The sequence below is a fragment of the Microcoleus sp. B7-D4 genome (genome assembly GCF_036705125.1).
Classification (GTDB): Bacteria; Cyanobacteriota; Cyanobacteriia; order Cyanobacteriales; family Microcoleaceae; genus Microcoleus.
Map to the genome: position 1 here is coordinate 20,117 of NZ_JAUBTT010000071.1, position 26,976 is coordinate 47,092.

22 protein-coding genes are annotated in these 26,976 nt (G+C 45.5%); 13 read left to right on the forward strand and 9 right to left on the reverse strand.

All coding sequences use genetic code 11. From position 1 onward, the window contains the following. Positions 1-35: 35 nt before the first annotated feature. Positions 36-539, forward strand: a complete 504-nt coding sequence (locus QUB12_RS25390) for a hypothetical protein (RefSeq protein WP_333141998.1) — start codon at positions 36-38, stop codon at positions 537-539. Positions 540-645: 106 nt separating this feature from the next. Here the strand turns inward: QUB12_RS25390 and QUB12_RS25395 are convergent, their stop codons facing one another. The 3 genes from QUB12_RS25395 to QUB12_RS25405 all read right to left on the reverse strand — a co-directional run bounded on the left by QUB12_RS25395 (position 646) and on the right by QUB12_RS25405 (position 4,129). After that, positions 646-1,599: an FTR1 family protein gene (locus tag QUB12_RS25395; RefSeq protein WP_333141999.1), complete on the reverse strand. Its 954-nt coding sequence runs from the start codon at positions 1,597-1,599 to the stop codon at positions 646-648. Positions 1,600-1,686: 87 nt separating this feature from the next. Further along, a complete protein-coding gene (locus QUB12_RS25400; RefSeq protein WP_333142000.1) occupies positions 1,687-2,964 on the reverse strand; it encodes a helix-hairpin-helix domain-containing protein in 1,278 nt (425 codons plus the stop codon). 160 nt (positions 2,965-3,124) lie between these two features. Further along, complete coding sequence (locus QUB12_RS25405; RefSeq protein ID WP_333308968.1) at positions 3,125-4,129, reverse strand: multicopper oxidase domain-containing protein; 1,005 nt, start codon at positions 4,127-4,129, stop codon at positions 3,125-3,127. A gap of 288 nt (positions 4,130-4,417) precedes the next feature. Between QUB12_RS25405 and rppA the strand changes: the two genes are divergently transcribed. The 5 genes from rppA to htpG all read left to right on the forward strand — a co-directional run bounded on the left by rppA (position 4,418) and on the right by htpG (position 9,747). Then, positions 4,418-5,107, forward strand: a complete 690-nt coding sequence (gene rppA, locus QUB12_RS25410; protein WP_333308971.1) for a two-component system response regulator RppA — start codon at positions 4,418-4,420, stop codon at positions 5,105-5,107. An 86-nt stretch (positions 5,108-5,193) separates the two neighbouring features. Then, complete coding sequence (locus QUB12_RS25415) at positions 5,194-5,424, forward strand: hypothetical protein (RefSeq protein WP_333103822.1); 231 nt, start codon at positions 5,194-5,196, stop codon at positions 5,422-5,424. Beyond that, a complete protein-coding gene (locus QUB12_RS25420) occupies positions 5,421-5,768 on the forward strand; it encodes a type II toxin-antitoxin system PemK/MazF family toxin (RefSeq protein WP_333142003.1) in 348 nt (115 codons plus the stop codon). Before QUB12_RS25415 ends, QUB12_RS25420 begins: the two co-directional genes overlap by 4 nt. 20 nt (positions 5,769-5,788) lie before the next feature. Next, on the forward strand, positions 5,789-7,120 hold the full coding sequence (gene rppB, locus QUB12_RS25425; protein ID WP_333308972.1) for a two-component system sensor histidine kinase RppB: 1,332 nt from the start codon (positions 5,789-5,791) through the stop codon (positions 7,118-7,120). 638 nt (positions 7,121-7,758) lie between these two features. Then, entirely contained in the window at positions 7,759-9,747 is a 1,989-nt protein-coding gene (htpG, locus tag QUB12_RS25430) for a molecular chaperone HtpG (RefSeq protein WP_333142005.1), read from the forward strand. A 23-nt stretch (positions 9,748-9,770) separates the two neighbouring features. Here htpG and QUB12_RS25435 read toward each other — a convergent pair whose 3' ends face one another. After that, positions 9,771-10,043, reverse strand: coding sequence for a hypothetical protein (locus QUB12_RS25435; protein ID WP_333279982.1), 273 nt, complete (start codon positions 10,041-10,043; stop codon positions 9,771-9,773). A gap of 23 nt (positions 10,044-10,066) precedes the next feature. Here QUB12_RS25435 and rpmB point away from each other — a divergent pair, with 23 nt between their 5' ends. Continuing rightward, a complete protein-coding gene (rpmB, locus tag QUB12_RS25440) occupies positions 10,067-10,303 on the forward strand; it encodes a 50S ribosomal protein L28 (protein ID WP_006634309.1) in 237 nt (78 codons plus the stop codon). Positions 10,304-10,382: 79 nt separating this feature from the next. On the opposite strand, the gene QUB12_RS25445 is transcribed toward rpmB, so the two are convergent. The 3 genes from QUB12_RS25445 to proS form a co-directional block, all read right to left on the reverse strand. After that, the gene (locus QUB12_RS25445; RefSeq protein ID WP_333142007.1) at positions 10,383-12,446 is read right to left on the reverse strand and encodes an adenylate/guanylate cyclase domain-containing protein; all 2,064 of its coding nucleotides are present in this window, start codon (positions 12,444-12,446) and stop codon (positions 10,383-10,385) included. Positions 12,447-12,585: 139 nt separating this feature from the next. After that, complete coding sequence (locus tag QUB12_RS25450; RefSeq protein ID WP_333308975.1) at positions 12,586-15,558, reverse strand: adenylate/guanylate cyclase domain-containing protein; 2,973 nt, start codon at positions 15,556-15,558, stop codon at positions 12,586-12,588. 535 nt (positions 15,559-16,093) lie between these two features. Beyond that, the gene (proS, locus tag QUB12_RS25455; RefSeq protein WP_333308977.1) at positions 16,094-17,899 is read right to left on the reverse strand and encodes a proline--tRNA ligase; all 1,806 of its coding nucleotides are present in this window, start codon (positions 17,897-17,899) and stop codon (positions 16,094-16,096) included. An 85-nt stretch (positions 17,900-17,984) separates the two neighbouring features. Here proS and QUB12_RS25460 point away from each other — a divergent pair, with 85 nt between their 5' ends. From QUB12_RS25460 to QUB12_RS25475, 4 genes are all read left to right on the forward strand, one after another. After that, the gene (locus tag QUB12_RS25460) at positions 17,985-18,290 is read left to right on the forward strand and encodes a hypothetical protein (protein WP_333142010.1); all 306 of its coding nucleotides are present in this window, start codon (positions 17,985-17,987) and stop codon (positions 18,288-18,290) included. A gap of 288 nt (positions 18,291-18,578) precedes the next feature. Further along, on the forward strand, positions 18,579-19,592 hold the full coding sequence (locus QUB12_RS25465; RefSeq protein WP_333142011.1) for a hypothetical protein: 1,014 nt from the start codon (positions 18,579-18,581) through the stop codon (positions 19,590-19,592). Positions 19,593-19,672: 80 nt separating this feature from the next. Next, the gene (locus QUB12_RS25470; protein WP_333142012.1) at positions 19,673-19,978 is read left to right on the forward strand and encodes a hypothetical protein; all 306 of its coding nucleotides are present in this window, start codon (positions 19,673-19,675) and stop codon (positions 19,976-19,978) included. 506 nt (positions 19,979-20,484) lie between these two features. Continuing rightward, a complete protein-coding gene (locus QUB12_RS25475; RefSeq protein ID WP_333308979.1) occupies positions 20,485-23,655 on the forward strand; it encodes an MFS transporter in 3,171 nt (1,056 codons plus the stop codon). 86 nt (positions 23,656-23,741) lie between these two features. On the opposite strand, the gene QUB12_RS25480 is transcribed toward QUB12_RS25475, so the two are convergent. Beyond that, positions 23,742-24,329 (reverse strand): Uma2 family endonuclease, encoded by a 588-nt coding sequence (locus tag QUB12_RS25480; protein WP_333308981.1) that lies wholly within the window; start codon positions 24,327-24,329, stop codon positions 23,742-23,744. 288 nt (positions 24,330-24,617) lie between these two features. On the opposite strand from QUB12_RS25480, the gene QUB12_RS25485 reads away from it, so the two are divergent. Further along, a complete protein-coding gene (locus QUB12_RS25485) occupies positions 24,618-25,097 on the forward strand; it encodes an orange carotenoid protein N-terminal domain-containing protein (RefSeq protein ID WP_333142015.1) in 480 nt (159 codons plus the stop codon). Positions 25,098-25,324: 227 nt separating this feature from the next. Here the strand turns inward: QUB12_RS25485 and QUB12_RS25490 are convergent, their stop codons facing one another. Beyond that, positions 25,325-25,999 (reverse strand): acetoacetate decarboxylase family protein, encoded by a 675-nt coding sequence (locus tag QUB12_RS25490; RefSeq protein WP_333142016.1) that lies wholly within the window; start codon positions 25,997-25,999, stop codon positions 25,325-25,327. Positions 26,000-26,204: 205 nt separating this feature from the next. Here QUB12_RS25490 and QUB12_RS25495 point away from each other — a divergent pair, with 205 nt between their 5' ends. Continuing rightward, positions 26,205-26,909, forward strand: a complete 705-nt coding sequence (locus tag QUB12_RS25495) for a glycerol-3-phosphate ABC transporter substrate-binding protein (RefSeq protein WP_333142017.1) — start codon at positions 26,205-26,207, stop codon at positions 26,907-26,909. Positions 26,910-26,976 lie beyond the last annotated feature (67 nt).

Below are 26,976 nucleotides of genomic sequence, written 5' to 3' on the forward strand. Positions count from 1 at the left end.
TTCCAATTATTGTCAGTCAGCAAGGAGTCAAACAAATGAAATCGCTTAAGTCAAATTTAATTGTTCTAGGTAGTGTTGGATTGCTGTTTTTGGGAGCTTGCAGTCAAGGCGAGAAAGCCAGCGATCCAAATAACAGCCCGACATCCAATCCAGCAGCCTCTCAAACTGAGCCTTCACCTCCAAATGCTTCCCCGGCAGCAACAGCTAAAACAGAGCATACGAAAACATCTCAAGGAGGTCAAGTTGTCGAGTCTGGAGCTTATTACTTAGAGTTTATAACTCAGAAACAAGCAACCGGAACTCACTTAGATCTTTATTTGAAAAAAGGGGACAAACGCGAACCCGTTACCGACGCCAAAGTCATCGCTCAAGTGCAGTTAGCGAATGGAAAACTACAAACTATGGAACTCAAATACGACGCTGAGGGCAAACATTACTACGGGATTTTTCCAGGTACAGAAGCCGGACAATATCCAGTGAAAGTGATAGCGGATATTAAGGGAGAAAAAGTTGACGGTCGTTTTACCTTCAATCAATAGATGGCTGATTTCCTAATGCGCTCTAACTTAGGAGCGCATTAGTTATTAGCCACAAACAACTGCCTCCTGCATTTCGACTACAAAGCCGATCGCGTTTCGATCGCACTTAATTTCTTATTTCGTTACCTGAGTTTTTTTTGAACGGGAAAAACACTCGACCCGCCAAACTTTGAAAATAAATCCCGCCCACGGTAATTAAAAAGACGAAATAAGCGATCGCCTGCACGACATAGAGCTTATCCGTGTAGCCAAACAACGCACTCAACAGCAAACCGGGAAACTTGTCTTCTGGAACCAGTTTCGAGGTATTCCAGACCATTGGGCCGAGAATACAAGAGTGGATTTTAGTAAATCTTTCGTAATAGAAACACAGCGCTGCTGACTCGCGATTTGCTTGCGATAAAATATTCACCGCGCTGTCAAATAATCCCAAAGTAGATACCACTAAACCCGCTACAATGAAGAGCAATAAAATGCCCATATATTTAAAAAACAGGCGGATATTAATTTTGACTCCCCATTTAAACAGCAGGACACCAAGTCCGGTGGCTGAAAGTATTCCTCCCAAAGCGCCGATGGCTGGAATAATGCCTTGTTGAAACTTGGCGACGACAAACAAAACAGTTTCAAACCCTTCGCGCAAAACGGCAATAAAAACTAAACTAAATACGCCCCAACCGGCATGAGAGTTTTGCGTTAAGGCGGCACTCACAGCGCCTTCGACTTCGGCTTTCATAAATCGCGCTTGCTTAGTCATCCAAATCAGCATCCAGCTCAGCATTGCTATTGCTATAACCCCAAAGGTGGCCTCTAGCAGCGATTCCATAATCGGTGCAAAAGGCTGATTGGATGCGGACAAAATTTGCATAGTCCAGCCGAAAAGTACACCTATCAAAGCGCTGGCAATAAGTCCAACCCCAACACCGCCGAAAACCCAAGGACTTAAATAACTTTGTCCTGATTTTTTGAGGCAAGCTAGAACGATGCCGACAACTAAGGCGGCTTCGACTCCTTCGCGGAGAGTAATTACAAAGGTGGGCAATGCTTCGCCAAAATTCATTTTTTTATGGTAGGAATGGGAGTGGTTAAGGAGCGAGGTAATTGGCAGATTATTTACCAATTACCGCTCTTGATGAGAAGTGATTTTTTAGGAGGCTGGTTTGAGAACTTTTTGGCTGTCGCTTTCGATAGTTTTAACTAGCTTGGTGACTTCTTCGGTTGTTTTTACGGGCGCGGGGGGTGCGATCGCCGTTGGCCAATTTGTCTTCAGTTCAGTCATGTTGGCAACAATTGCTTTGTCAATTTCCGGGCTAGTTTTAGCCACTTGCTCGGCGATATCTTGGTACAGGTTTTCCGCGTACATGACAAAACCCCGCGAATCTTGATATTCAATAATTGCGGAAATTTTGCCGTTAGCAACTGCCGCTCCGTATTCGGAATTAGCTGTATCCAGCAAGCCGTTAATCACTTGCAGCACGAATTTCGGATCTTTTCGCTGCGCTTCGGGAAGAGCGGCAATTGCTCCATCTACAGCTTGCATCGATGTGTCAAATTCCGCAGTCACTTGAGCCGGGTCTTTTGCACCCGCTTTAACTAAATCCTGCAATTTAATTAAAGTAGTCTTAAATTCGGGAATTTTACGCTCGTTTAGCTGATCTTCCACATCGGCATAAATTTCTTCGACTGGATGCCCGATGTGAGGTTCTGCCTGGTCTGGTTTGCCTTGATCCAAGAGTTCTTTTGCTACGATAAGATGCCCTTTCATCAATCCCATTTTAGTCATGAAGTCTACATCTTTGGCTTCACCTGTGAGGACGACATCTTCAATAGTCACCATGTCTTTAATTTCGTCGAATTGGGGTTGAGTAATGACATTTTTTGATACCAATTCTTCGACTTTCCCGTAAGGACGGCTGGCTTGAATTTTGTTAGAAAGTGCCGGTATTCCTAACTTGGCTTCGAGTTTATCTAACTCTGAAAGAATGGCAGTATTGATGTTGATGCCGCCTTTGCCGCCGTGATTCCCGCTGTGACCGCTTGTGGCTGCGGGACTGGCTGTAGCAGCGGGTGAGGGTGTGCTGTCGGTGTTGCTGGCTGTGGGGGAAACGCAACCGGCCAGAGCAACGAGGATGGCTGTAGCAGCGGCGGTAGATAATAAACGATATCTTGCAACATTTGCAACAACCCTGCTACGGGCGGGCGAGACGCCCACCCCACAAGAAAAGTCATTGTTTGTGGAACAGGCATCTTGCCTGTTCTTGGGGACGCCCACCCCACAAGAAAAGTCATTGTTTGTGGAACAGGCATCTTGCCTGTTCTTGGGGACGCCCACCCCACAAGAAAAGTCATTGTTTGTGGAACAGGCATCTTGCCTGTTCTTAAGAAGGGTGCAAGATGTGAGTAATAAACGAAATGTTGATAACATGGCTGTTGCTAATTTTTACGTTATGTGCATTTTGATTCACAAGTTATTAAGAAAGATTCTCAATTATTTGCGAGTTATTTATTCTACCTATTTGCGATCGAGCTTGTCAAATAATTTCATACTTTATTTGAATCGGCGCACCCTGGTAGCAGGATTTGGTTTAAGTGATGACTTCAAATACACCCATGCAGCCAGCTTCGGCGATCGCATCTTGATGGGGATGAAACATATATTTTCCGGCGTAGCCGTAGGTAAATTCTAAAATATGTCTTTCAGCTACTCCCATTGTGATCACATCAGTTCTTTCACTGGGAGTTAAAGTCATTCCCGTGCGATATACGTCAAAAAAATTACCGTGCAAGTGGAACGTTACTGCTGCTTCGTACTCAATCAGGTTGAGAACGTAAAGCCGAACTAGCTGATTTTTATAGATAGAAATAGGGTGGTTCATGTAATAGTTTGGCAATCCGTTAAAAGCGTAAATTTCATTCTTTTCGTCCTCGTTTACGTCATATCCCCCCATGATTAACATGATTTCATCGGCGGGAGGACGGGGTTTGGGCGGATCGATGATGAACATACCATAAAGTCCTTTACCGATATGGCGAGTGACAGGAGCAATATGGCAGTGATAAAGATGCACTCCGTAGGGATGGGCATCGAATTCATAAATAAATACCGAACCGTTTTTCACTGGTTTAACGCCATCCATTTCGCTGGTATGAATTCCGTGAAAGTGCAGCGAATGAGAATGTCCGGCTTTGTTATAAAAAATGACGCGGATACGATCGCCCTCAGTTGCCCTCAACGTCGGCCCCGGCACGCGATTGTTCACGTTCCAGGTGTTGAAAGTGACGGCGCTGTTAAGTTGGACGATCGAAGTATTAGCTTCCAGGCGAAATTCGCGTACCGTGCGCCCGTTTTCGCGCGTCACCGTGCCGTAATCAAAATCCCGTGCAATTTGCATCGGGTTGATATTGCTGACGGTGAGTGCATCTGCGGGCATGGGCGGTATTCTCGCAACTGATGTCGGTTTGCGAGTCAAGTTTTGAAGTGCGATCGCGCCGCCCGCTACCCCAGCCCCAGCTATTCCTAGCTGTAGCAGTTGGCGGCGGCTCCAGCGTCCCGGCTTTTTCATGGCGGGACGATCGGATAAATCTGTCATAACTTATTGAAAAATTTTCTCAAAAATTTACTCGTCGTTGATTATAAGACATTACCAGCTTGTTGTCAATTATTCTCAACTGTTCTCTTTTTCTGCGAAGTCAATCGATTTTAGATTTATTCCCGTCAGTCAGCCTGCGCGTTGGAATGAATCCGGGGGGTTGCGATCCAATTAGTCTCGGTCAGAAGATTTCATGCTGATTTCATCTCAGTATGTGAGCTTAAAGATTGGGGTAGATGCTGCCGATCGCTAACAATGTATAAGGATTTACCGCTATAAATTAGAGTTATGAGAGTTTTGCTAGTTGAAGACGAGCCAGATTTAGGGAAAGCGATCGAGCGAACCTTAAAGCAGGAAAAATATATAGTTGATTGGGCCCTAGATGGCAATGAAGCTTGGGAATATTTAGACAGCCAGTGGACGCAATACACCCTCGCTATTTTTGACTGGTTGCTACCAGGATTGTCGGGATTGGAACTGCTGCGGAGATTGCGTGCTAAACATAGCGCACTGCCCGTATTGATGCTGACAGCAAAAGACCGAATGGAAGATAAAGTTGCGGGACTAGATGCCGGAGCTGACGATTATTTAGTCAAGCCGTTCGGGATGGCGGAACTGTTAGCAAGATTGCGGGCTTTGCAAAGGCGATCGCCCCAAATTCAGCCCCAACAGCTACAAGTAGGGAATCTCGTTCTCGACTGCGGAAATCGCACTGCTTGTCATGTCGATACCCACGGCAAAAACCAGATAATTTCGCTGACAAACAAAGAATTTCAACTGCTAGAATACTTTATGAAACATCCGAACCAAATTGTCACCACTGACCAAATTCGGAATCAGCTATGGGAGGCGAGTGCAGATAGCTTTAGCAATGTGGTAGCAGCTCAAGTGCGTTTGCTGCGACGCAAACTTGAGTCGGTTGGCGGCGCGAATTTAATTGAAACTGTACACGGCGTCGGATACCGCATGAGAAATTAAAGCTGTAGGGGCAACGGCGGGGGGAATATACCTCGTTTCCAGTATCTAGCTATAATATAGAAAACTCGATCGGAAAAATGACTGCCATGAAAGATTTAATCCAACAAGAGTTAGAAAAGCTCGATATAGAACAACTCAAACAAGTATTTGAATTTATTGCTTTCCTGAAATTTCGTGCCAAATTAGTTACTATTCCAGCAATCGATGAAACTAACTTAGCTGCACTCTACAGCGAATTTGCCGAAGAAGACCGACAACTTGCGGAACTCGGAATGAGCGAATATGCAGAACTCCTAAAACATGAGGATTTGGCATGACAGTCAGACGGGGTGAAATCTGGATTGCAGCCCTCGATCCTACGCAAGGTTCCGAACAGGCAGGTGTACGTCCCATAATTATTTTCCAGAACGATACTATTGCGAGATACACGACTACTGTTATCAGTATTCCTCTAACAACTAATCTGCGCCGTGCCTCTCTCCCTTCATCTGTTTTCATTCCCAGCGGTGAGGGAGGATTGACTCAAGATTCCGTTGCCTTGTGCCATCAAATGCGAGTTTTGGATAAAACACGATTGCGAAATAAAATTGGTGAAGTTAATCCAGAAATCTTGGTACAATTAGAAAATAATGTATTATTTACCTTGGGATATTTACCTTAAAAAAGAGCGCTCGAATCAATGTGAATCAAAATAAACTCTTTAACCGAACTCGCTGGCAATTAGCTCTTTCCTATGCAGCAGTAATGGGTTTGATTTTAAGCTTGCTGGGATTGGGCGTATATAAGGCGATCGCCCACGCTCACTGGGTAGCCATAGACCGCGAATTAGAATCGGTAGCGGGGACGCTACACGACAGCCTAGAAACAAAATTGCAGCAGCCCGGACGCCTAGAACCAATAGTCAATGAGCTGTTGCCCAACCTCCGCCTAATGGGAGTTAAAGGCATTAAAGAACAGTTGCCAAGCCGCCATATTTTAAGCGCTATCAACCAAGGCTATTACTATATTCGTTTATTTGATGAGTCGGGGAAATTAATTGCTACCGCCGGCGCTTATCCAGAAGAATTACCAGCCGAATTCAACTCCCAATACTGGCAAACGATAACTGATACTAAAGGTAATGTTTTTCACCAAATTTCTGTAGCGCTCCACACCCAAACACAGCAAGATTGGGGATATTTTCAAGTTGGCCGGAGCCTACAAGACTTTAATGATTATCTCAGTACAGTGAAATGGGTTTTAAAATTAGGATTACCTACAGCATTGATTCTGATAGGCTTTGCTAGTTGGTTATTGGCAGGATTGGCAATGAAACCGATTTATTCTTCCTACCGACAAATTCAACAGTTTACAGCGGATGCTGCTCACGAATTGCGGACGCCTTTAGCGGCTTCGCAGGCGACAGTAGAATCAGCGCTGTTGACGCCTCAATTGGATGAAAAAGAGGCGCGGGAAATTTTGCGAACTGTAGAGCGCCAAAACCGACGATTAACTCAGTTAGTGGCTGATTTGCTGCTACTGGCTCGCATGGATAATCAAGCGATACGCGATCGCCCTCAATTGTGTTGTTTGAATGACCTTGTTAGCGATTTAGTAGAGGAATTGGCAGCTTTGGCGATCGCCTCAAAGGTAGCGCTAACATCCGAAATGCGCGTACAACAGCAATTAAATGTTGTCGGCAATTCCGACCAACTTTATCGCTTAGTTGCTAATTTAATTGTTAATGCCATTCAATACACTCCGGCGGGCGGGAAAGTAACAGTTATTTTAGATTGCAATCACATTGAGGCGATTGTTCAGGTTCAAGATACCGGTATTGGGATCGCGGCGGCAGATTTAGAGCGAATATTCGATCGATTCTACCGAGTCAACAGCGATCGATCGCGCCATACCGGCGGTTCGGGACTGGGATTGGCGATCGCCCAAACCATCGCCCGGGCACACCGCGGCAGCCTCAGCGCCCGCAGCGAATTGGGGCAGGGCGCTACTTTCCTGCTGCGGTTGCCTTTGTGAGCTACTATTTGACATCTCCCCAGCCCTTTCATAGAGGGGGATTCATAAGACTATAATGGAGGTCTTACAGGTGCTGACAAATCACCTCTACACGCTCAAAACAACTACCATTACCAGAGGTATTGCAATTGCGCTTACTTTTGTTTTACTTTCAGAGTCCATCACAACGCCAGATAGGTACGCTCCATGTTCACCATTACTTGTTTACCCAGGCTACGGTCATGCCGAGACGAGATAACGAGCGGGGTTTCTCCTTAATAAAACACTTCTTCACGTAGATGGTTATTCTTACTTGCAATTTAATTCTAGCATATTGAGGGCGGTTGAAACCGCCGCCGCGTTCCTCCCCATGATGTAAGCCATTGGCTTCTCGCTCAATTATGGTGAGGGAAACCGAATCATCTTTTTAGGGTAATCCCTTTTGCAGAAGAGAGCACGATCGCCGAAAATCATTAAATAGTCATTAGTCCTCAGTCAGTAGTCAGTAGTCAGTAGTCAGTAGTTAGTAGTTAGTAGTTAGCAGCTAACAACGTATAACAGGAAAATTAAGCTCGACTAACAATTAATAACTAATGACCAATGACCAATGACCAATGACTAATCACGGTTCATTACCGACAAATACCTAGCGAAAAATTATGACAGTTTTAGAACAGGGAACAATCTCAATCCATACCGAAAATATTTTCCCGATTATCAAGAAGTCGCTATACACTGACCACGAAGTCTTCTTGCGGGAACTAATTTCTAACGCCGTCGATGCCATTGCTAAACTCAAAATGGTTTCTCGTTCCGGCGAATACAGCGGCGAGGTGGGCGAACCGCAAATCAACATAGCGATCGACAAAGAAAACCAAACCCTCTCAATTTCCGATAACGGCATCGGCATGACCGCCGATGAGGTAAAAAAATACATCAACCAAGTCGCTTTCTCCAGCGCAGAAGAATTTATTGAAAAATACCAAGGCAGCGGCGAGGACGCAATTATCGGTCACTTCGGCCTAGGTTTCTACTCTTCTTTCATGGTGGCGAAGAAAGTAGACATTGATACTCTTTCTTACCAAGAAGGCTCCCAAGCAGTACACTGGTCTTGCGACGGTTCTCCCGCTTTTGAGCTATCAGAATCCTCCCGCACGGAACGCGGCACTACTATTACTCTTACCCTCCAAGATGAAGAACAAGAATATGTAGAACCCACTCGCATTAAGCAGTTAATCAAAACTTACTGCGATTTCATGCCCGTTCCCATCAAATTTGAGGGTGAGGAACTCAACAAGCACAAAGCAATTTGGCGGGAATCAGCCAGCAATTTGCAAAAAGAAGATTACTTAGAACTATACCGCTACCTTTACCCCTTCCAAGACGAGCCACTGCTGTGGGTACACCTGAATACAGATTATCCTTTTATTGTCAACGGCATTCTTTACTTTCCAAAACTGCGCCCGGATGTCGATGTTACCCAAGGCAATATCAAGCTATTCTGCAACCAGGTTTTTGTCAGCGACCACTGCGAAGAAATTATCCCGAAATTCTTGATGCCGCTGCGGGGAGTTATTGACAGTACCGATATTCCGCTGAACGTTTCTCGCAGTTCTTTGCAAAGCAATCGCACTGTGCGGAGAATTGCTGATTATATTGCGAAAAAAGTGGGCGATCGCCTGAAAGAACTCTACCGCGACGACCGTGACGAATACATCCGTTGCTGGCAAGATATCGGCACTTTTGTCAAGTTTGGAACTCTCAACGATGACAAGTTCAAAAAGCAAGTCGAAGATATCTTAATCTACCGCAGCACCTACGAACCAACAGCCGAGAAGCCAGAAACTGTAACGCCCGAAGTTCAGGTGCAAACTGAGGAAGGAGATTTGTGGCAAGATGTAACTCCGAAGTCGGAAACTTCTACTTCGACGCAGCCTTACACGACTCTGAAAGAGTATTTGGAACGCAATCAAAAACGCCACGAAAATCGGGTGTTTTATTGTACAGATCCGGCGTCTCAAGCAACTTATGTGGCAATGCACAAAAGCCAAGGTTTAGAAGTGCTGTTTATGGATTCTTTCATCGACACGCACTTCATTAGTTTCTTGGAACGAGAACACTTAGATGTCAAATTCTCGCGGGTTGATTCCGACATCGACGAAACGCTAATTGACAAAGAGAAAGAAGCGGAAATTGTCGATCCGGCGACGAATAAAACTCGCAGCGAACAAGTTCAAGAAATGTTCCAAAAAGCTCTCAACAAGCCGAAAGTGAACATTCGCACAGAAGCTTTGAAGTCTGACTCTGCGGAGGCGACGCCACCTGCGATCGTACTTTTGCCGGAAGCTTTGCGCCGGATGCGGGATATGACGGCGCTTTTGCAGCAGCAAGCGGCCGAATTCCCCGAAGAACACGTTTTGCTGGTGAATACGTCTCACCCGCTGATTCAAAATCTGGCGAGTTTGAGTCAGGGTGCGATTATTCAAGGCGGCGGGGAGTCTCCGTCGGCTGAGTTGGCGAGTATGATTTGTCACCACGTTTACGACTTGGCTTTGATGGCCCAGAAGGGTTTCGATGCTGAAGGGATGAAGGATTTTGTCGAGCGATCGAATCAAGTGTTGACAAAATTGACTGAACGTGCAATGTAATTACCCCCCCCAACCCCCCCTTGCTAAGGGGGGGCTGTTTCATTCTCTTGTAGGGGCAATCCCCCCGTGGTTGCCCCCATGTCCCAAACGCCTGTGAAATCGTCTGTGGGTGGGGGCGGGCACGGGGGCACCGCCCCTACAAAAGCCTGATTTTGGTGAGAATGAAACCGCCCTGCCCTTGCTAAGGGGGGGAGCAAGAGTTTATTTCTATTGGTAAAGGGATAAGTCAAGCCTTCTTCCTTCTTCCTTCTTCCTTCTTCCTTCTTCCTTCGGGTATAATGAAATGCTGCACGCAAAAAACGGTAATCTGGAGGGAAGTATGTCACGGAAATGTCAGCTAACGGGGAAGAAGGCGAATAACGGTTTTGCAGTTTCTCACTCGCACCACCGCACTCACAAATTGCAAGACGCCAATTTGCAGTGGAAGCGGGTTTGGTGGCCGCAGGAGAAGCGCTGGGTAAGATTGCACCTTTCTACAAAGGCGATTAAAACCTTGCAACACAAGGGTTTGGAAATCATGGCGAAGGAAGCTGGAATTAACCTGTACAAGCTTTAAAAAACTTGGCTAGCGTAAAAGTAAGGGCGATCGCACTCTCAAGCGTGCGATCGCCCTTACTTTTAGAGAAAAACCTTTACTAAACCAATTTTCGGCATTTCAGTAAATAAGTAGTCATCTCGCCTTTGCCTTTAACTTCGATCGCGCCGCGGTTTTCAAATGAATACTTTTCTCGCAACTGCTGATAAGTTGTCTCTGTTACCTGAATACACCCCGGCAAGCCGTGAGATTCCATGCGGGAAGCGGTGTTAACGGTGTCTCCCCACAAATCGTAAATAAATTTTTTAATTCCGATGACTCCGGCGACAACCGGGCCAGTGTTGATGCCGATTCTGATGCTGAAATCTTGATTGTGGATATTGCTGAAGTCAGTAATTGCCTGCAGCATATCGATCGCCATTTCTGCGATCGCTTCTGCGTGATCCGGGCGAGGAATTGGCAGCCCTCCTACTACCATGTAAGCGTCGCCAATCGTCTTAATTTTTTCCAAACCGTGCCTTTCTGCTAGGTTGTCGAAGGTCGAAAAGATGTCATTCAGCAAGGCTACTAATTGTGTTGGAGAAACTCGCGAGCTCAATTGAGTAAAGCCTACTATGTCCGCAAACAAGACAGTAACGTCAGCAAAGGTGTCTGCGATCGTACTGTCTCCTCGCTTCAACCGATTTGCTATTTCTTCAGGCAAAATATTCAACAACAAGCGTTCTGATTGTTCCTGTTGCACTCGCAGTGCACTTAAAGTATCATTCAGAGCATTAGTTCGTTCTTTCACTCGAAATTCTAACTCTTCATTCAGCTTGTAAAGTGCCATTTCAGCCCGCCTGCGGTCTGTGATATCCGTACCGATTGCCAGCATTCCCGCGAACTTTCCTGCCGCGTCAAACAGCGGTTTATTTGCCCAGGATACCCAAACCCGATCGCCGCTGCGCCGGATGCTTTCATTTTCATTTCGCGTGTATTGTTCTGGGTTTTGCAAAATATCTCTCAACTTTGCTGCCAAGTCATTTCCTGTTGTATCTGTCTGGGGAATAATTGTTCCCACGGCGTTTTTGCCAATTATCTCTTTTTCATCGTAACCAAAAAACTTCTGTGCAAATTCGTTAAAAAAAGTAATATTTCCTGCCCTATCTATTTTTAAAATAATGCTGTTAGCATTTTCCACTAATTCCCGATACTTAATTTCGCTTTGGCGCAGCGAATCCTCTGCTGATGCGCGTTCGGCTACAGTGGCGGCCAACAGCAGCGATGTAACTACAATTACGCTCATAAAAGCCTGCAAAAATAAGATTGCCTGATTGATATTTTCCGCTTTGGCAATAAAAGGCCCGCCTCCCTGAGAACCGCCCCAAATGGCGATACTGGATACAATGAAAGATGCTAAAACCGCCCCTACCTGACCGAATTGAATGGTTGCCCAAATTACTAAGGGAAATGGCAAGTATTCGAGGGGATAACCGGAGAGATTACTTTCACTTTTTGAGTTGTAGATTAGCCAACTGACTGTTACTAATAACAGCAGGCATATTCCGGCACCGATGCGATTGAGAATCGTTTGAGAAGCTGTATTTGGTGAAGGGCGGGGCGCTGGTTTGTGGTTGTATATAATCAACAGCAGGGGAGTAAAGATTAACACTCCTAATGTATCTCCGAGATACCAATTCCATCGAATGTTCCAATATTCGCTCCAGTCAACTAAACCAGTTACACAGAGGCGCAGCGTGCCGAGAGTGCAGTTGATTTGAGTGGCAACTATAGCGCCGCCCAAGACTAAATTGACTACATCTATGAGCCGAGATAGTGATGAGCGAAAGTTGAGTCTTCGCAACAAAGCAAATGCAAAAAAAGCTTGCAAGCAAGCACTTAACGCAGCTAACAATGCACTAAAAAATGACATTTTGTTGATAGTCTCGAACAAAAATACGCCTAAAGCTATTCCCGGCCAAACTCGCCGACCCAATAATAAAAGTGCAGCTTGTGCAATTCCTGCCGGCGGCCAGACGCAGCTAGCTAATGTATTGACGCCTGGGATTGAAATTGCTATTTTTCCTCCCAAAGCGTAAGCAAAAGCAATGGCAGCTACTTTTGCTAAGTATTGCGAATTTCTAGATTGAGTAAATCGCAGAAACTGATTTTTTTTTGGAATCATACTGAGTGTTATATTTTTAACTAACTATAGCAACCGCCAGCGAATATTAGGATGTTCTTAATTGCTGAAACATGAGTTATTATATTGCTTCTTCCTTCTTTTTATGCTGAGCGAAGCCGAAAAGCCTTTTTCCTTACAGCTATAACTTGATGCCTGTAAGAAAATAAGTGTTCATCTCGCCTTTGCCTTTAACTTCGATCGCGCCGCGACTTTCAAATACATACTTGTCCTGCAATATATCATAAATTGCCGACGTGACTTGAATGCACCCCGGCAAGCCGTGGGATTCCATGCGGGAAGCGGTGTTAACGGTGTCTCCCCATAAATCGTAAATAAATTTTTTAATACCGATTACTCCCGCGACAACTGGGCCGCTGTTGATGCCGATTCTGATGCTGAAATCTTGATTGTGGGTATTGCTGAAGTCAATAATTGCCTGCTGCATATCAAGGGCCATTTGTGCGATCGCCTCTGCATGATCGCTGCGGGGCATGGGCAGCCCTCCTACTACCATGTAAGCGTCGCCAATAGTCTTAATTTTCTCCAATCCGTGCTTTTCTGCTAGGCGATCGAAGGTGGAAAAAATGTCGTTTAGCAAGGAAACTAATTCCGGTGGAGAAATTTGGGAACTAATTTGGGTAAAACCGACTATATCTGCAAACAATACTGTTACTTCGGAAAAAGTATCGGCGATGATGCTTTGGTCTTGTTTTAATCTGTCGGCGATCGCTTGCGGTAAAACGTTGAGCAGGAGACGGTCAGATTTTTCTTGTTCTAAGCGCAAAGCTGCCTCAGCTTGTTTGCGAGTTGTGATATCTTGAACAGTACCTTCGTAATAAAGCAAATTTCCATGTCCGTCGCAGACAGTATAAGCATTCTCCGCAATCCAAATTATACTGCCATCTTGGCGGTAAACTTGAGATTCAAAATCTGATACTGTGCCGTTTTTTCGCATTAATTTAATGACTTCGGCGCGGCGTTGGGGGCATACATATAGCTGGCGGTTAATATTAGTTAAATTTGCCTTCAACTCTTCAAAGGAACTATAACCGTAAATACGAATTAAAGCAGGGTTGACGCTGAGATATTCCCCATCGGGAGTAGTTTGAAAGATGCCGACGATCGCATTTTCAAAAATGCTGCGGTATTTTGCCTCAGCTTGCCGCAGCGCTTCTTCAGCGCGCTGGCGTTCTCGCGCTTCCACTGCGAAAGTTACAGAGTCTGCTAGAGAAACAGCGAAACTTTGTTCTTCAATCGTCCAATAGCGGGGCATTCCTACGTGTTCTAAACAGAGGACTCCTGCTGTTTCTCCGCCTATTTGAATCGGCGTATCTAGCATGGAAGTGATGCCGAACGGAATTAGGTAAGATTCCGCAAATTCTCTCGTTCTAAAATCGTTTTGCGCGTCAAAGGCAGCAATTGCGCGTTCTTCTCGCAGTGCTTGGAAATAGACAGGATAGTCTGCTTCTGCTAATTCCAAACCGTCTGAGTGCTGGTTGACAGCGCGATCGAACAAATCCAGGCACTCGATCTTGGATTTAGTGCGATCGTACAGCCAGACGCTCGATCGGGCAACTTCCAGAGTACGGCTAGCAGTTTCAGTTATTTCTTGAAGCGCTTTTGTTAAGTCGCCTTGATTCAGCGCTTTATTTTTGGCTAAATCAATTAATGCCGATTTCTGTTTCTGTAGCTGAAGTTCGCTTTGTTTCAGGGCATTTGTCCGCTCTTCAACTCGGATTTCCAGCTTTTCATTCAGCTTTTGCAGCGCTATTTCAGCTTTTCGGCGATCGGTGATATCTGTGCCGATGCAGAGGATTCCCAGGATTTCTCCCGCTGAACCAACCAGCGGTTTATTTGCCCAAGATACCCAAACGCGATCGCCACTGCGCCGGATATTTTCATTTTCATAGCTGGTAAAGCGATCGGGATTTTGTAAAATTTCATGATAAACCAACTGTAAGTTATTCCCTTCGATGTCTGTCTGCGGAAGAATTGTTCCCATTGCATTTTTACCCAGGATTTCTTCCTGAGTGTAGCCAAAGAATATTTCGGCAAATTCGTTAAAAAAAGTAATATAGCCGTCAGCATCCAATTTCATAATAATGCTGCTAGCATTTTCCACCAATTCTCGATATTTTATTTCGCTTTCTCGCAGGGAATTTTCTGCCTCGGCGCGTTCAGCTACCGTCGCTGCCAATAACAGCGAGGTAATTGTAACTACAGCCATAAAAGCTTGCAAAAATAAGATAGCCTGAGTGATATTTTCGGCTTTGGCTATGAACGGCCCCCCTCCCTGAGAACTGCCCATAATTGCGATGCTTGAGACAATGAACGAGGCTAGGACAGCGGCTCGTTGACCGAATTGGAGCGCCGACCAAATTATGAAAGGAAACGGCAAATATTCCAGGGGATAACTAGAAATAGAAGCTTCATTTTTCGACACAAAGACAATCCAGCTCACCCCAATTAATAATAATAACCATACTGCCCGCCAAATTAAATATCTTTGCTGGTGGCCTGTTTGTCTTTTTAAACGATCGGCGGTTACTTTAGGGCGAAAAAATATTAGGATTAAGGGAGTTAAAATTAAAACTCCCATTGTGTCTCCCAACCACCAATTCCATCGAACCGACAAATATTCTGTCCAATCTACTTTGCCCGCAAAATATAGGGAAAACGCGCCAATCGTGCAACTGATTTGAGTAGAAATTAGACCGCCAAACAAGATTAAATTAACTACATCTTTCAAGCGAGCGAGAGATGGACGAAACCCCATCCAGCGCAGGGCAGTTACTGCAAAAACAGCTTGCAGAATTGCCCCGGCGTTTCCTCCCAGCCAAACCGCGAATATCTGTTCATTTGGGTTAACCAAATTTAGCAGAAATGTACCCAAAACTATGGCCGGCCAGACTTTTCTCCCAAACAATAAAAGTCCAGCTTGTGCAATTCCTGCGGGTGGCCACACCGAGGCCGCAAAGGGACTAACACCTTGAATTGAAATTGCTAGCCTCGCTCCCACGGCGTAAGCGACAGCAACGACAGTTACTTGAGCTAAGTACCGCCCAATTCGGGATTGAGGGAATCGCAGAAACTGATTTAGGTTCAGATTCATACCGAGTTTTAAGTTTTAGGGAATTTCACATCTCAAAGAAGAGGGAAGTTCGGCAACGGATTCTGTAACGGATGTAACGGATGTCAGGAAGAAGGAAGAGGGAAGAGGGAAGAGGGAAGAAGGAAGAGAGAAGAAGGAAGAGAGAAGAAGGAAGAAGGAAGAGAGAAGAAGGAAGAGGGAAGAGCATCTCATATTTGTAAAAACACTGGGAGCATCTCATATTTGCAAAAACACTTCTTTCTTCTTCCTTCTGACTCTTTTCTCCTGGCTCCTGACTCCTGACTCCTAATTCCAATTTCGAGCTTTGCTGCTTTCATTGAGATGCTCCCAAAACACTTCTTGTGGCTCCTTCTTTTTTCCTCTTTCCTCCTGCATTTTGCATCCTGCCTCCTGTCTCCTGCCTCCCAACTCCAATTTCTAGCTGGGCTGAAAAAGTGTGATGCTCCCAAGAGGCTCGCAATGTAGGGTGTACACCGGGAACATTGCGAGCCTAAATGTAGGTGCACGGTGCGCGCACCTTACCAATTATAAAGGCTTAGTTGATGGCGGCTTCAATCCACTGTTTTAAAGTAGAATTTACTTCATCAATGAGAATTTCATGTGATTTGTGAGTTGCTCTTTCCACGACTTCAACTTTGCCTGCTTTGAGCGAACGACCCGGAACAATGCGATAGGGAATGCCGATTAAATCAGCATCTTTGAATTTAACTCCGGCTCGTTCGTCGCGGTCATCTAGTAGGGTTTCAATGCCAGATTGGTTGAGTTCTGCATAGAGTTTTTCGGCGACTTCTACTTGTTGGGCGTCGGAAATATTGGGGATGCTAATGATGGCGTGATACGGGGCGATCGCCACTGGCCAAATTATCCCGTCTTTGTCGTAGGATTGTTCTACGGCTGATTGAGCTAGCCGCGACACGCCGACGCCGTAGCAGCCCATAACAAAGGGCATTTCTTCGCCTTGTTCACTGGTGTAGGTGGCACCCATTGCTTGAGAGTATTTGGTTCCTAATTGGAAGATGTGGCCGACTTCGATGCCTCTGGCGCTTTGCAAGGTTTGTTCGGGGTTGTGCACTGCCCGATCGCCCTTTTTGGCTGTTCTGACGCCTACAACCGTTGCTGGTAGCGGAAATTCTTTATCCCAATTAGCCCCGACAACGTGGTATCCTGATTCGTTTGAACCAGTGACAAAGTTTGTCAGGTCAACTGCGGTGCGATCGACCAAACGCAAAAACTTAGAGTTTACCTCCTTGCTCCCAGCGATATAATCATCAGCAAGATCCGGAGCCATATAACCCAGAGGTAAAGATTTAGCCGCCCATTTCCGCTGAGCTTCCGCATCGGGAACAGTCAAAAATAAAACAGTTTTAGCTTGATAATTGCCCGCTAACTTCGTCAACTCATTCAGCAACTTTACCTGATTCACATCTTGGTCGCCGCGAATGCTTACCAAGACCAAGACTGTGATCCCATTCTCGTAAACAGCTTGATAAAGCACATTTTTGACAACTTGCGTCGGAGAACATTTCAAAAATTTGCAAAGTTTATCAATTGTTTCAGTTCCCGGCGTTTCCCGCTTTTCAAACGTTGCAAAGGGCGACGGTTCGGCATCAGCAGGCATCGATACAGCCTTTTCCACATTAGCTGCATACTGACCATCTTCAGTATAAAGAACTTCATCTTCTCCCGCTTCAGCCAACACCATAAACTCTTGAGAACCAGAGCCGCCAATTGCTCCAGAATCAGCATCTACTGCTCGGAATTGCAAGCCCGATCGGCGCAGCATATTGCTATAAGCTTGAGCCATATCCTGATAAGTTTTTTTCAAACTTTCTTCGTTTGTATGGAAAGAATAGCCATCTTTCATAATGAATTCGCGACCGCGCATCAACCCAAAACGCGGGCGAATTTCATCGCGAAACTTAGTTTGGATTTGATAAAGATGTAAAGGCAATTGCCGATAGGAACGAATCATATCTTTAGCAATTGTAGTAATTACTTCTTCGTGAGTTGGGCCCAGTCCCAATTCTCGCTGCTGCCTATCTGTCATGGCAAACATAATACCTTCAGCTTGAGTGTAGGTGTCCCAGCGGCCGGATTCCCGCCACAAATCAGCCGGTTGCAATTGCGGGAGGAGACATTCTTGAGCGCCGGTAGCGTCCATTTCTTCGCGCACAATTTGAGATACTTTTTTGAGAACTCGCCACATTAAAGGTAGATAAGCGTAAATTCCGCTACCGATGCGCCGGATGTATCCGGCACGGAGTAATAGTTTGTGGCTAGGAATTTCTGCTTCTGCCGGGTCTTCGCGCAGGGTAACAAAAAGCATTTGAGATAGTCGCATGGCTGATTTCCTTAAAATACCGGATGAGTGTAATTTTAGATCAACTTCTGATATTATCAGAACTAAGCCCGATTTGATTAAATATATGAATAAAATTTGGCAAAACTACGAAAAAGGTATGGCAGTCTTTGATAATTGTCACTCTCCTACTGTGCAATCTCAGTGGCTTGCCTTAAAAGATGAAATAGGAGAATTTGTTCAAGAACCTAATTTAAGCGAAATTTGGGATATTGTTCATGCTGCTGGTCGATTGCTTTACAAACTAATCGGAATTCCATTATATTTACTGGCCTATCCTACTGTTCGCAAACACAGTCAACGTTTCGAGGAGTACGGCTGTATTCGCAGCATTCGCAACTGTGAGGGTAAATGCTGCGGCAAAAATTCGTAGGGTACGCTGCGGCGCACCTGATATCATGTTTGTTGAATGACGCGCAATTACATTCTAATGACCGACAGCATCCAGGATACCCGCCACGTGATTCATCCGTCCAGAAATAAAAAACCTGTATCCGATGAAACTTGCCGAACGTATTTATCCGTGGGATCAATGCTTCAATTCTTTAATCTAAAATCTAAAATCTAAAATGGATTGACCGGATTCAAAAAACCATGCAACTTGAGGCAAGCGCCAAACCCATATCCAGTAACTAATTCCCCCTCTAAAATCTAAAATCGCATGACCAGATTTATTCACGACCAATTTGCCAAACAGTATCTGAAAGAACTATTAACCCCTCTCGGTAATGTAGAAACCAGCCGGGATGTCGCTGGAGAAGTAAGGCAGGTTGACGTTTTATTTTCCCCGAAAGCAGAACCGGAAGTCGAAGCAACAGCCCTCGGCATTTTGGGTCAAATTGCAGCAAAACCCGCTGTATTTGAACCCTTCCGCAGCCCCGTCCAAATCGGAGAAATTCGCAGTTGTCTGGGCAAACTCTTCGATATCCACGGCGAATTTGAACGCGCGGCAGTTAGAGAAAATACCCGGATTGCAGAGGCAGACTTGCCCCAACTTTGGATACTGTCGCCGACTGTTTCCGACACGATATTAGCTGGATTTCGAGCGATTCCCGAACCGGAAAATTGGGTAAGTGGAGTTTATTTTATGGGTGCGTCTCTGAAAGCAGCGATTATTGCCATTCACCAACTCCCCCGGACTCCAGAAACCCTGTGGCTGAGAGTTTTAGGGAAGGGAAACGTGCAGAAGCAAGCTATTGCCGAATTGAGAGAGTTACCCTCAGATAATGTCTTTCGGTTGAATGCGTTAGAATTGTTGTACAACTTGCGAACGATATTAGAAGTACGTCAAGACATAGATCGAGAAGATCGGGAGTTAATTATGGAACTGTCACCCCTCTACTTGCAACGGTTGGAAGATGCAACTCAGCGCGGTATCCAGCAAGGTATTCAGCAAGGTATGCAGCAAGGTATGCAGCAAGGTATGCAGCAAGGTATGCAGCAAGGTATTCAGCAAGGTATTCAGCAAGGTATGCAGCAAGCTATGCAGCGCGCTCAACGCCTGATGGTTGAGAGTCTCCTACAACTAAAATTTGGCGAGATTGATGAAGAATTAGTCCAAATAATCGAGCCTTTGATTCAGCTAGAACCCCTCGATCGCACGCGACTAATTAGGCAGCTCGATCGCTCTGAATTGCTAGCTCATTTTGAACAAAAAAATCAACCGGAATCCTGAGTCAGCAGCGCACTCTACAATCGGTAGGGTGCGCTCAATATCACTTTACTATTTATTATCGATAAAATCTGGAGTTAATTATGGAACTATCACCCCTCTATTTACAACGGCTTGAAGAAGCAAGTCAGCTAGGTATCGAGCAAGGTATTCAGCGAGGTATCGAGCCAAGTATTCAGCAAGGTATCGAGCAAGGTATTCAGCAAAGTAAACGCCATTTTCTTGAGAGTATATTACAAGTAAGATTTGGCGAAATTGATGAAGAATTAGCCCAAATAATCGAGCCTTTGATTCAACTAGAACCTCTGGAAATCACGCGACTGAGTATGGATCTCGATCGCCCGCAATTACTCGCTCGTTTTGAGCCTAAAAATCCAACGGAATCCTAACTCGGTAGCGCACTATAGCAATCCTAAATGATTTGTGTAATTCTTGTAGGGGCAAAACCCACGCCCGGTTGCCCCGCCTTGGCTGGGCTAGGCACGGGGAGTAGGGGTAGCACTACCCCTACATATTTTTACAACTGATTTAGGATTGCTATATACGATATGTAGAGTGCATCACATCGCACTTTACTACTATTGATAATTGGTGGGGATTGCCCCCGCCTCAAACTTGCCAGTTTTATGCGAACTCTGCTGCTACCAATCCCTTAAAAAGTAATTTCTGACTTTAGACGGATTTATTTTTTAGCTTCCAGAGCCATAATAAGCAGTAAGGATGAGATTACTATAGAACTGAGTTACCACTCATCCCAATGTCACTAATAAGGGCTTCCGTAAGATAAAGCCGAACCCAAACAAAACCTCATCTAAAGATTACAAACACCCCTAGAAAAAAGTTGGGGGCAATTTTCGCTATGCCGAGTTAGGCATAAAAATTAAGGAGGTAAATTATGTTTCAAAGCGAGTTATTAATGTCGCTGTACACTCCAAAACTCGATAGGGGCCAAATGCCAGTAGAAATGCCAGTACAAATGCCAGTACAAACGCCAGTAGAAATAGATGTGCCATTTGACCACCCCGATATCGGAGGGCTGATGTTTTTAAGCCCTCAGTTTTTCGTAGCCTTAATCGCCGGAGTCATTATGGCTTTCGGCTTCCAATTCCTGTTAACAAATTTCTCGATCGCCGCCAAGATATCAAATTGGGACGAGGCTTTACCCGACGATGACGATGATGATGACGAGTCCGAAAGTTTAGGCAAGAAAGTTCGGAAAATCGAAGGTTTAGTCGGGGGTTGGATTTTAGTCACCGTTAACCTGGCTTTATTTTTGGCTTGTTTTTTGGCAGTCAAACTAACTTCAATTGCCAGCGTAGACGGAGCGGCAATTATTGGTGTGGTAATCTGGGCTGCCTACTTTTTAACCCTGGTGTGGATCGGTTCTAGCGCCGTCGGTTCTATGATCGGTTCCTTGATAAAAACTGCTTTTTCAGGCGTTCAAGGCCTCATGGGTACTGCGGGTGCAGCGATCGGCGGCAAGATGGCCAGCGACCAAATGGTCAATACTGTAGAGGCATCGGTGGCCGCTGTCCGCCGTGAATTGAGTTCGGCTGTAGACCCGGATAGCATTCGCGAAACACTGCAAGATTATGTGGGTTCTTTGCAGTTACCGAAATTAGATGTTAAGGAAATTCGCGGTCAATTTGAAAAGTTGCTGGGCGATGCAGATATCAAATCTCTTGCGGGAAGCGACGTTCTGAAGAATGTTAACCGCCAGACTTTTGTGGATTTAGTTAAGAGTCGCACAGACTTTTCTCAAGAGGAAATAACTCAAGTTGCTGACCAACTCGAAGGCGTTTGGAAGCAAACTTTCGGTAAGCAGCAAGAGCAGAAAGACCCGAATTTAGAGTTGGTTGATTTTCTCAAGTTTGCGGCTCCCGATTTGCTGAAGTCTGACGAACTAAATGCCAAGCTGTCTCAAATTCTGGAAAGTAGGGAAAACAAATCGGAATCCAGCAGCCCCATGAAGCGAGCGATGCAGTTGGGAGTGGGCTCTCTTGTGAACACTGTTTTGTCGCGGACGGATTTGTCGGATTTGGATGTTGAAAAAATCACTGGTCAGTTGCAGCAACTGACAGCCAAAGGGACGGAACAAGCTAAATCTTTGGCTTCTAAGGTGGGCGACAAAGTGCCTGCGCTGCCTTTCAATACAGCTAAGGCTGATGTGGAAAACTACTTGATGAATGCCCAACCTTGGCATCTCAACCGGGAGACAATCAAGCAGGAATTTAGGGATGTGATTTACGACCCGGAAGCTTCTCCGGGGGCAGTTTTGCGCCAGTTAGAGCTGTTTAATCCCGATTATTTTGTAGGGATTCTGGGCCGCCGCGAGGGGTTTGCTCCTGAACAGGTGACGGAAATTGCCGAACAGCTTGAAGGTGTCCGACAAGAAGTGTTGGAAATTGTGCAAGCTGCTGCTGGTGAAGAACAGTCTCAAGATTTACGGAGTCGGATTGAAAATTATTTGCGATCGACCGGCAAGGAAGAATTGAACCCTGAAGGCATCGAGCGGGATTTCCAAGCGCTTTTGGAAGATCGGGATGCTGGTTTTGAGGCTTTGCGCGATCGCCTTTCGCAGTTTAACCGCGATACTTTGGTGCAGTTGCTGGGTCAGCGCGAAGATTTCAGTCCAGAGGAAGCCGATCAGTTAATCGGGCGGCTCGAAAGTTCGCGCGATCGCGTGATTTCTAAAGCTCAAGAATTGCAAGAGCAAGCGCAATCGAAAGCCCAAGAATTGCGGCAAAAGGTAGAAGACTATCTCCGCAATACTAATAAGGAAGAACTCAATCCTGAAGCGATCGAGCGCGAGTTTCAAACGCTGTTAAACGACCCGGAAGCCGGATTTAAAGCGCTGAGAGAACGCTTATCTCAATTCGACCGCGATACGCTGGTGCAGTTGCTGTCACAGCGCCAAGACCTCAGCGAAGAACAGATCAATCAGACGATCGACCGGATCGAATCTGTGCGCGACAACATTATCCACGCGCCGCAAATAGTTGCAGATAGAGCTAAGCAACAGTACGAGGAAGTTACTGCAAAAATTGGCGATTACCTGCGGAATACAAACCTGGAAGAACTCGATCCAGAAGCCATCAATCGGGATTTGACTAAATTGTTTGAAAATCCGAAAGAGGGTGCTTTGGCACTTCGGGACAGACTTTCTCAGGTCGATCGCGAAACTTTAGTCAAGCTGCTGTCGCAGCGGGAAGATTTGAGCGAAGAACAGATCAATCGGACGATCGATCGCGTGCAAGATTCAATTCGCAGCATCGTGAAATCGCCCCGCCGCTTGGCATCTCGCGCTCAAAAAACAGTCCGGGATTTCCAAGGAAGTTTGGAAAATTACTTGCGGAATACGGACAAGGAAGAACTCAATCCTGAAAGCATCAAACGCGATTTGCAGTTGCTGTTTAGCGAGCCGGGAATGGGGATGCAAAGTTTGGGCGATCGCGTGAAGCACTTCGATCGATCGACTCTGGTAGCATTGCTGTCGCAGCGGGAAGATATCTCGGAAGAGGAAGCTAACAGAATTGCCGACCAAATTGAATCTGTCCGCAACCAAATTGTCGAACAAGTTCAAATGGTTCAGGACAAGTTTCAGTCGGCAATGGATGGTATTTTTGGGAAAATCCGGGATTACCTCAATTCGCTCGATCGACCAGAACTAAACTACGAAGGCATCAAGCGGGACTTCCGCAAAGTGTTTGATGACCCGCAGGCAGGATTTGACGCGATTAAAGAGCGTTTAGGTGAGTTCGATCGCGGTACTTTAGTTGCCCTGCTGAGTTCTCGTTCCGATATTTCCGAGACTGACGCTCACCGAATTGTTGACCAAATGGAAGGAGCCAGGGACAGCGTTTTATTGCGATCGGAACGCCTGCAACATGAAGCCAAAAAACGCATCAAACAGCTCAAGAAAAAGACCAAGCAGCAAGCAGAAGATGCACGCGAAGCGGCAGCAGCCGCAGCTTGGTGGCTGTTCGGTACGGCTCTGACTTCTGTGGTTGTTTCCGCTTTGGCTGGAGCAATAGCAGTCAACGGGATTTCGGGTTTGTTTAGCTAGATTTTCAACGAGTTTGAAATAAAGTTCTCCTGATTCTAGGCTGGCTGTTTGCCAGCCTATTTTCTTTGGAATAATATCAGAGTCCTTCAGGATTCTATAGTTGGCGGAAATACTCTCGATAAATCGAGCGCCAAGTCGTGAAAATAAGGCAGATTAACAGACTCGTTGGGCAGAAAAATCAGCGTCCTGCGATAACCAAATTGGCCAGGGGCATTCTGATACGGATCGCTGTAACATTCCAAGCAAGTTTGTAATAAATTAAATATCCAATAGTTCGAGATTCCGGCTTCAGCATAAAGGGGGAGCTTAACCTGTTTGTCGTAACTCAAAGAAGAATCTGCAATCTCAATCAGCAACAGTATATCCCCTGGACAGGGGTGAGAGGATAGATAGTCGTCAGGGCGATTTTGTACGAGCGAAAAATCAGGTTCAGGTTCGCTGTTTGTCGGTAAAACGATGGGAGATTGACACTGTAAAGTTGCCCGCTCTGCTACTATGGCGCTTAATTCCCGCAATAATCTTCTCAGACAGGTTTCGTGAGCGGTACCTTTAGCTGCCATTTTCACAAGTTCTCCATTAATTAACTCAACTCGATCGTCCTCACTAAAGAACCCCAGTTCTGTCAGGCGGTGATATTCCGCTAGGGTGAAGCGTTTTGCAGTTGCGATCGACATAACAGCCACCTCAATACAGGTCTGTTGCGATTATAGGCGATCGTCGATCGGCTAAACAATGCTAATCCTGAGATCCGCTAACAACAATTTTGTCAAATTTGCCTCATCCTTTGGTTGCAAATATTCCCTATTTTGGTTAATTTACTCGCCGAACTTAGGTCCTGGCTCATCTCTGTCTTAAGCAAGATTCTAGCCTCACTCTTTATTAGGTACTTTAACTTAAGTAGCAAACAAAAGTTTTCTCACAAATAAGAAAACTGAGCAATACATATTATTTTGGAGGCTTGAATGACCTTTACTACTACCAGTGCTTACGACCAAGGAAAAGCAGATATTAAGAAGTTGAGTGTAGACGACCAATTAGGTTTGCTGTGGTTTGTTTACACCCAAATGGGCAAGTCAATAACACCAGCGGCTCCCGGTGCTTCCGGTTCCGAAATCGCTCAGGGTTTGTTCGAGCAAGTCAAGCCGCTGCCCCACGAAGAACAACTACAAGTAATGCGCGACATTGCCTCAAAAGCCAATACCGAAATCAGCCGGATGTACGGCTCGATGAGCCCTGAAACGAAACTGGCTTTTTGGTATTTTCTAGCAGTAGGAATGGACGAAGGAACTATTATTCCTGTCCCTCCAGACTATCAACTTCCCGACGCAGGAAAATCTTTATTAGGAAAGATTGAGGGCATGGACTTCCAGCAGCAAATTGATTTCCTTCGCGGTACAATTTTAGAAATGGGTGCTGAAGCCGCTCCGGGGGCTGGCATTTAAAAATAGGACTTACGAAAAACAACCCGGTTTCTCGGAGAATATTGGGGGCTGCAACGACGCATCTAAGAAGAAACCGGGTTTTTAGCACCGTTTGATGCGTAAGTCCTCAAAAAGATTAGTAAGTAGCTCAAACTAATACGCCGCGCCAGAAACCCGGCTTCTTCAAGAAACCGGGTTTCTGGTTGTTGTGTTTTTTTAGGTTTACGGCGAATATCCGCACTTTACAGCTAATAACTGAATTCAACGGCTCTGTTTCCCACAACTTCCGGCGCACTGACTGTTAAACGCATATCTTCGCAGGCAACTGTTAGCAAGGGCTGACCTAAGTTTAAACTGCCAAAAGGACTTTCTTCTGCCACTTCTAATTCGCCTTTAATCAAACCGATGCGAGACTGTAATCCTCCTTTAAACAACAGCAAATTGCTGCGGTCAGCGCTGAAAACATTTCCGCTAAAAGGCAGCGGTAAGGCTAAGCTTTGCTGGCTGTAATTGAGGCTGCACAGTTGACGGTTTCCTTGGCTAACTGTGACGCGGTAGCCTAGGGGTGCTGCTTTTACCGAATCGCTGCCTTCCCAACTAAATGTAGCTAATTCTTTAGGAAGTCCCCAAATTTCCCGCCCGCCGGCTACCGAGTTAGGGTTGTCTACGTAAATATGGGAAATCCAAGCGCCCCATTTTCCTGCATAATTGGCGATCGCGCTAACTACAATTAACTCATTGTACTCCATAACCGAACCCAACCCGTAGGAGGATATATAAATGCCACCTAGGGTTTTTCCGGGCAATACAGAGACAATTTCTAACTCAGAGGGAACCAAGAGGCGCACTCGTGCCACATCTACCAATTGTAAAGTCTGAACAGCATAACCTTGCAGACTCCAAGGTGCAGGTGGATATACCATTTTAAGTGATTTAATGTCTGATATTTTATATTTATTTTAGCTTGGCGCTTCAAAAAGCAACAAGGCTTTACATTTCTTCGCAGCTTGTTAGTAAATTTACTTACTTTCAAACCAATAATAGTTTTACGCTCGGCAAATAGTTGACATCGGCTCAGCATTTACCTATGCTCTAAAGGTGGATACTTAAAAGGAAACCTAAACCTGTATGCTGACATCTTACAAGCCAGATATTTTTGATTGTTTAGATCATTTTTTCACTGCGAAAGACCTGTTAGAGCAAGCCAAAGACAACATGACAGAACTGGGCGCGATCGTCCGCCGTCACGGTTTACAAAAGCAGGTTGGTATCTGTTTGCTGCACAAACACTTCGACCTTTCCGATAACGAAAGATTGGTCGAAGAATTTGAAGGCAACAATGCTTATATCAAACCCACCACAGAATATACCGATGCGATTCCCTATATGTGGAAGGTTGAACACAATCAAACATCGGGCGAATCGGTTTGGTTTCCCTTAGAATTTGTCCGCGTTACAGAGGCTGTCTCCGCAGCAATCGAACGATCGGAAGCAGTTGTCAACAACTCGGAATTTCTCAATGAAATTGCCTCTAAGTTGTCAGAATTGGGCATGACCAATATGTTCGGCATCAGCATTTTGCACCGAGATGCAATTCAAGTTGCTGAGGGTGAAATTTTGGTAGAAAGCACAGACGACGAAGCCCGCGTTTTGACTTTTTCTTCAGTTCCCAGGCAGGATGTTGACCCGACAACTTTAACGCAAACCCTCTGGCAATTTCCTCATGCTGAAGGGTGTGAAGTAGGGGCTTTGTGCCGTCACTGTACTCACTGCACTAATCACTGCTCTCACTGTTCTCACTGTTCTCACTGCGGTCATTGCGGTCATTGCTAACAAGTTAAGCTAAGAAAGCATTTGTCAATCAGCAATTATGCTCAACATTTACTCGGATTTTGGGCAT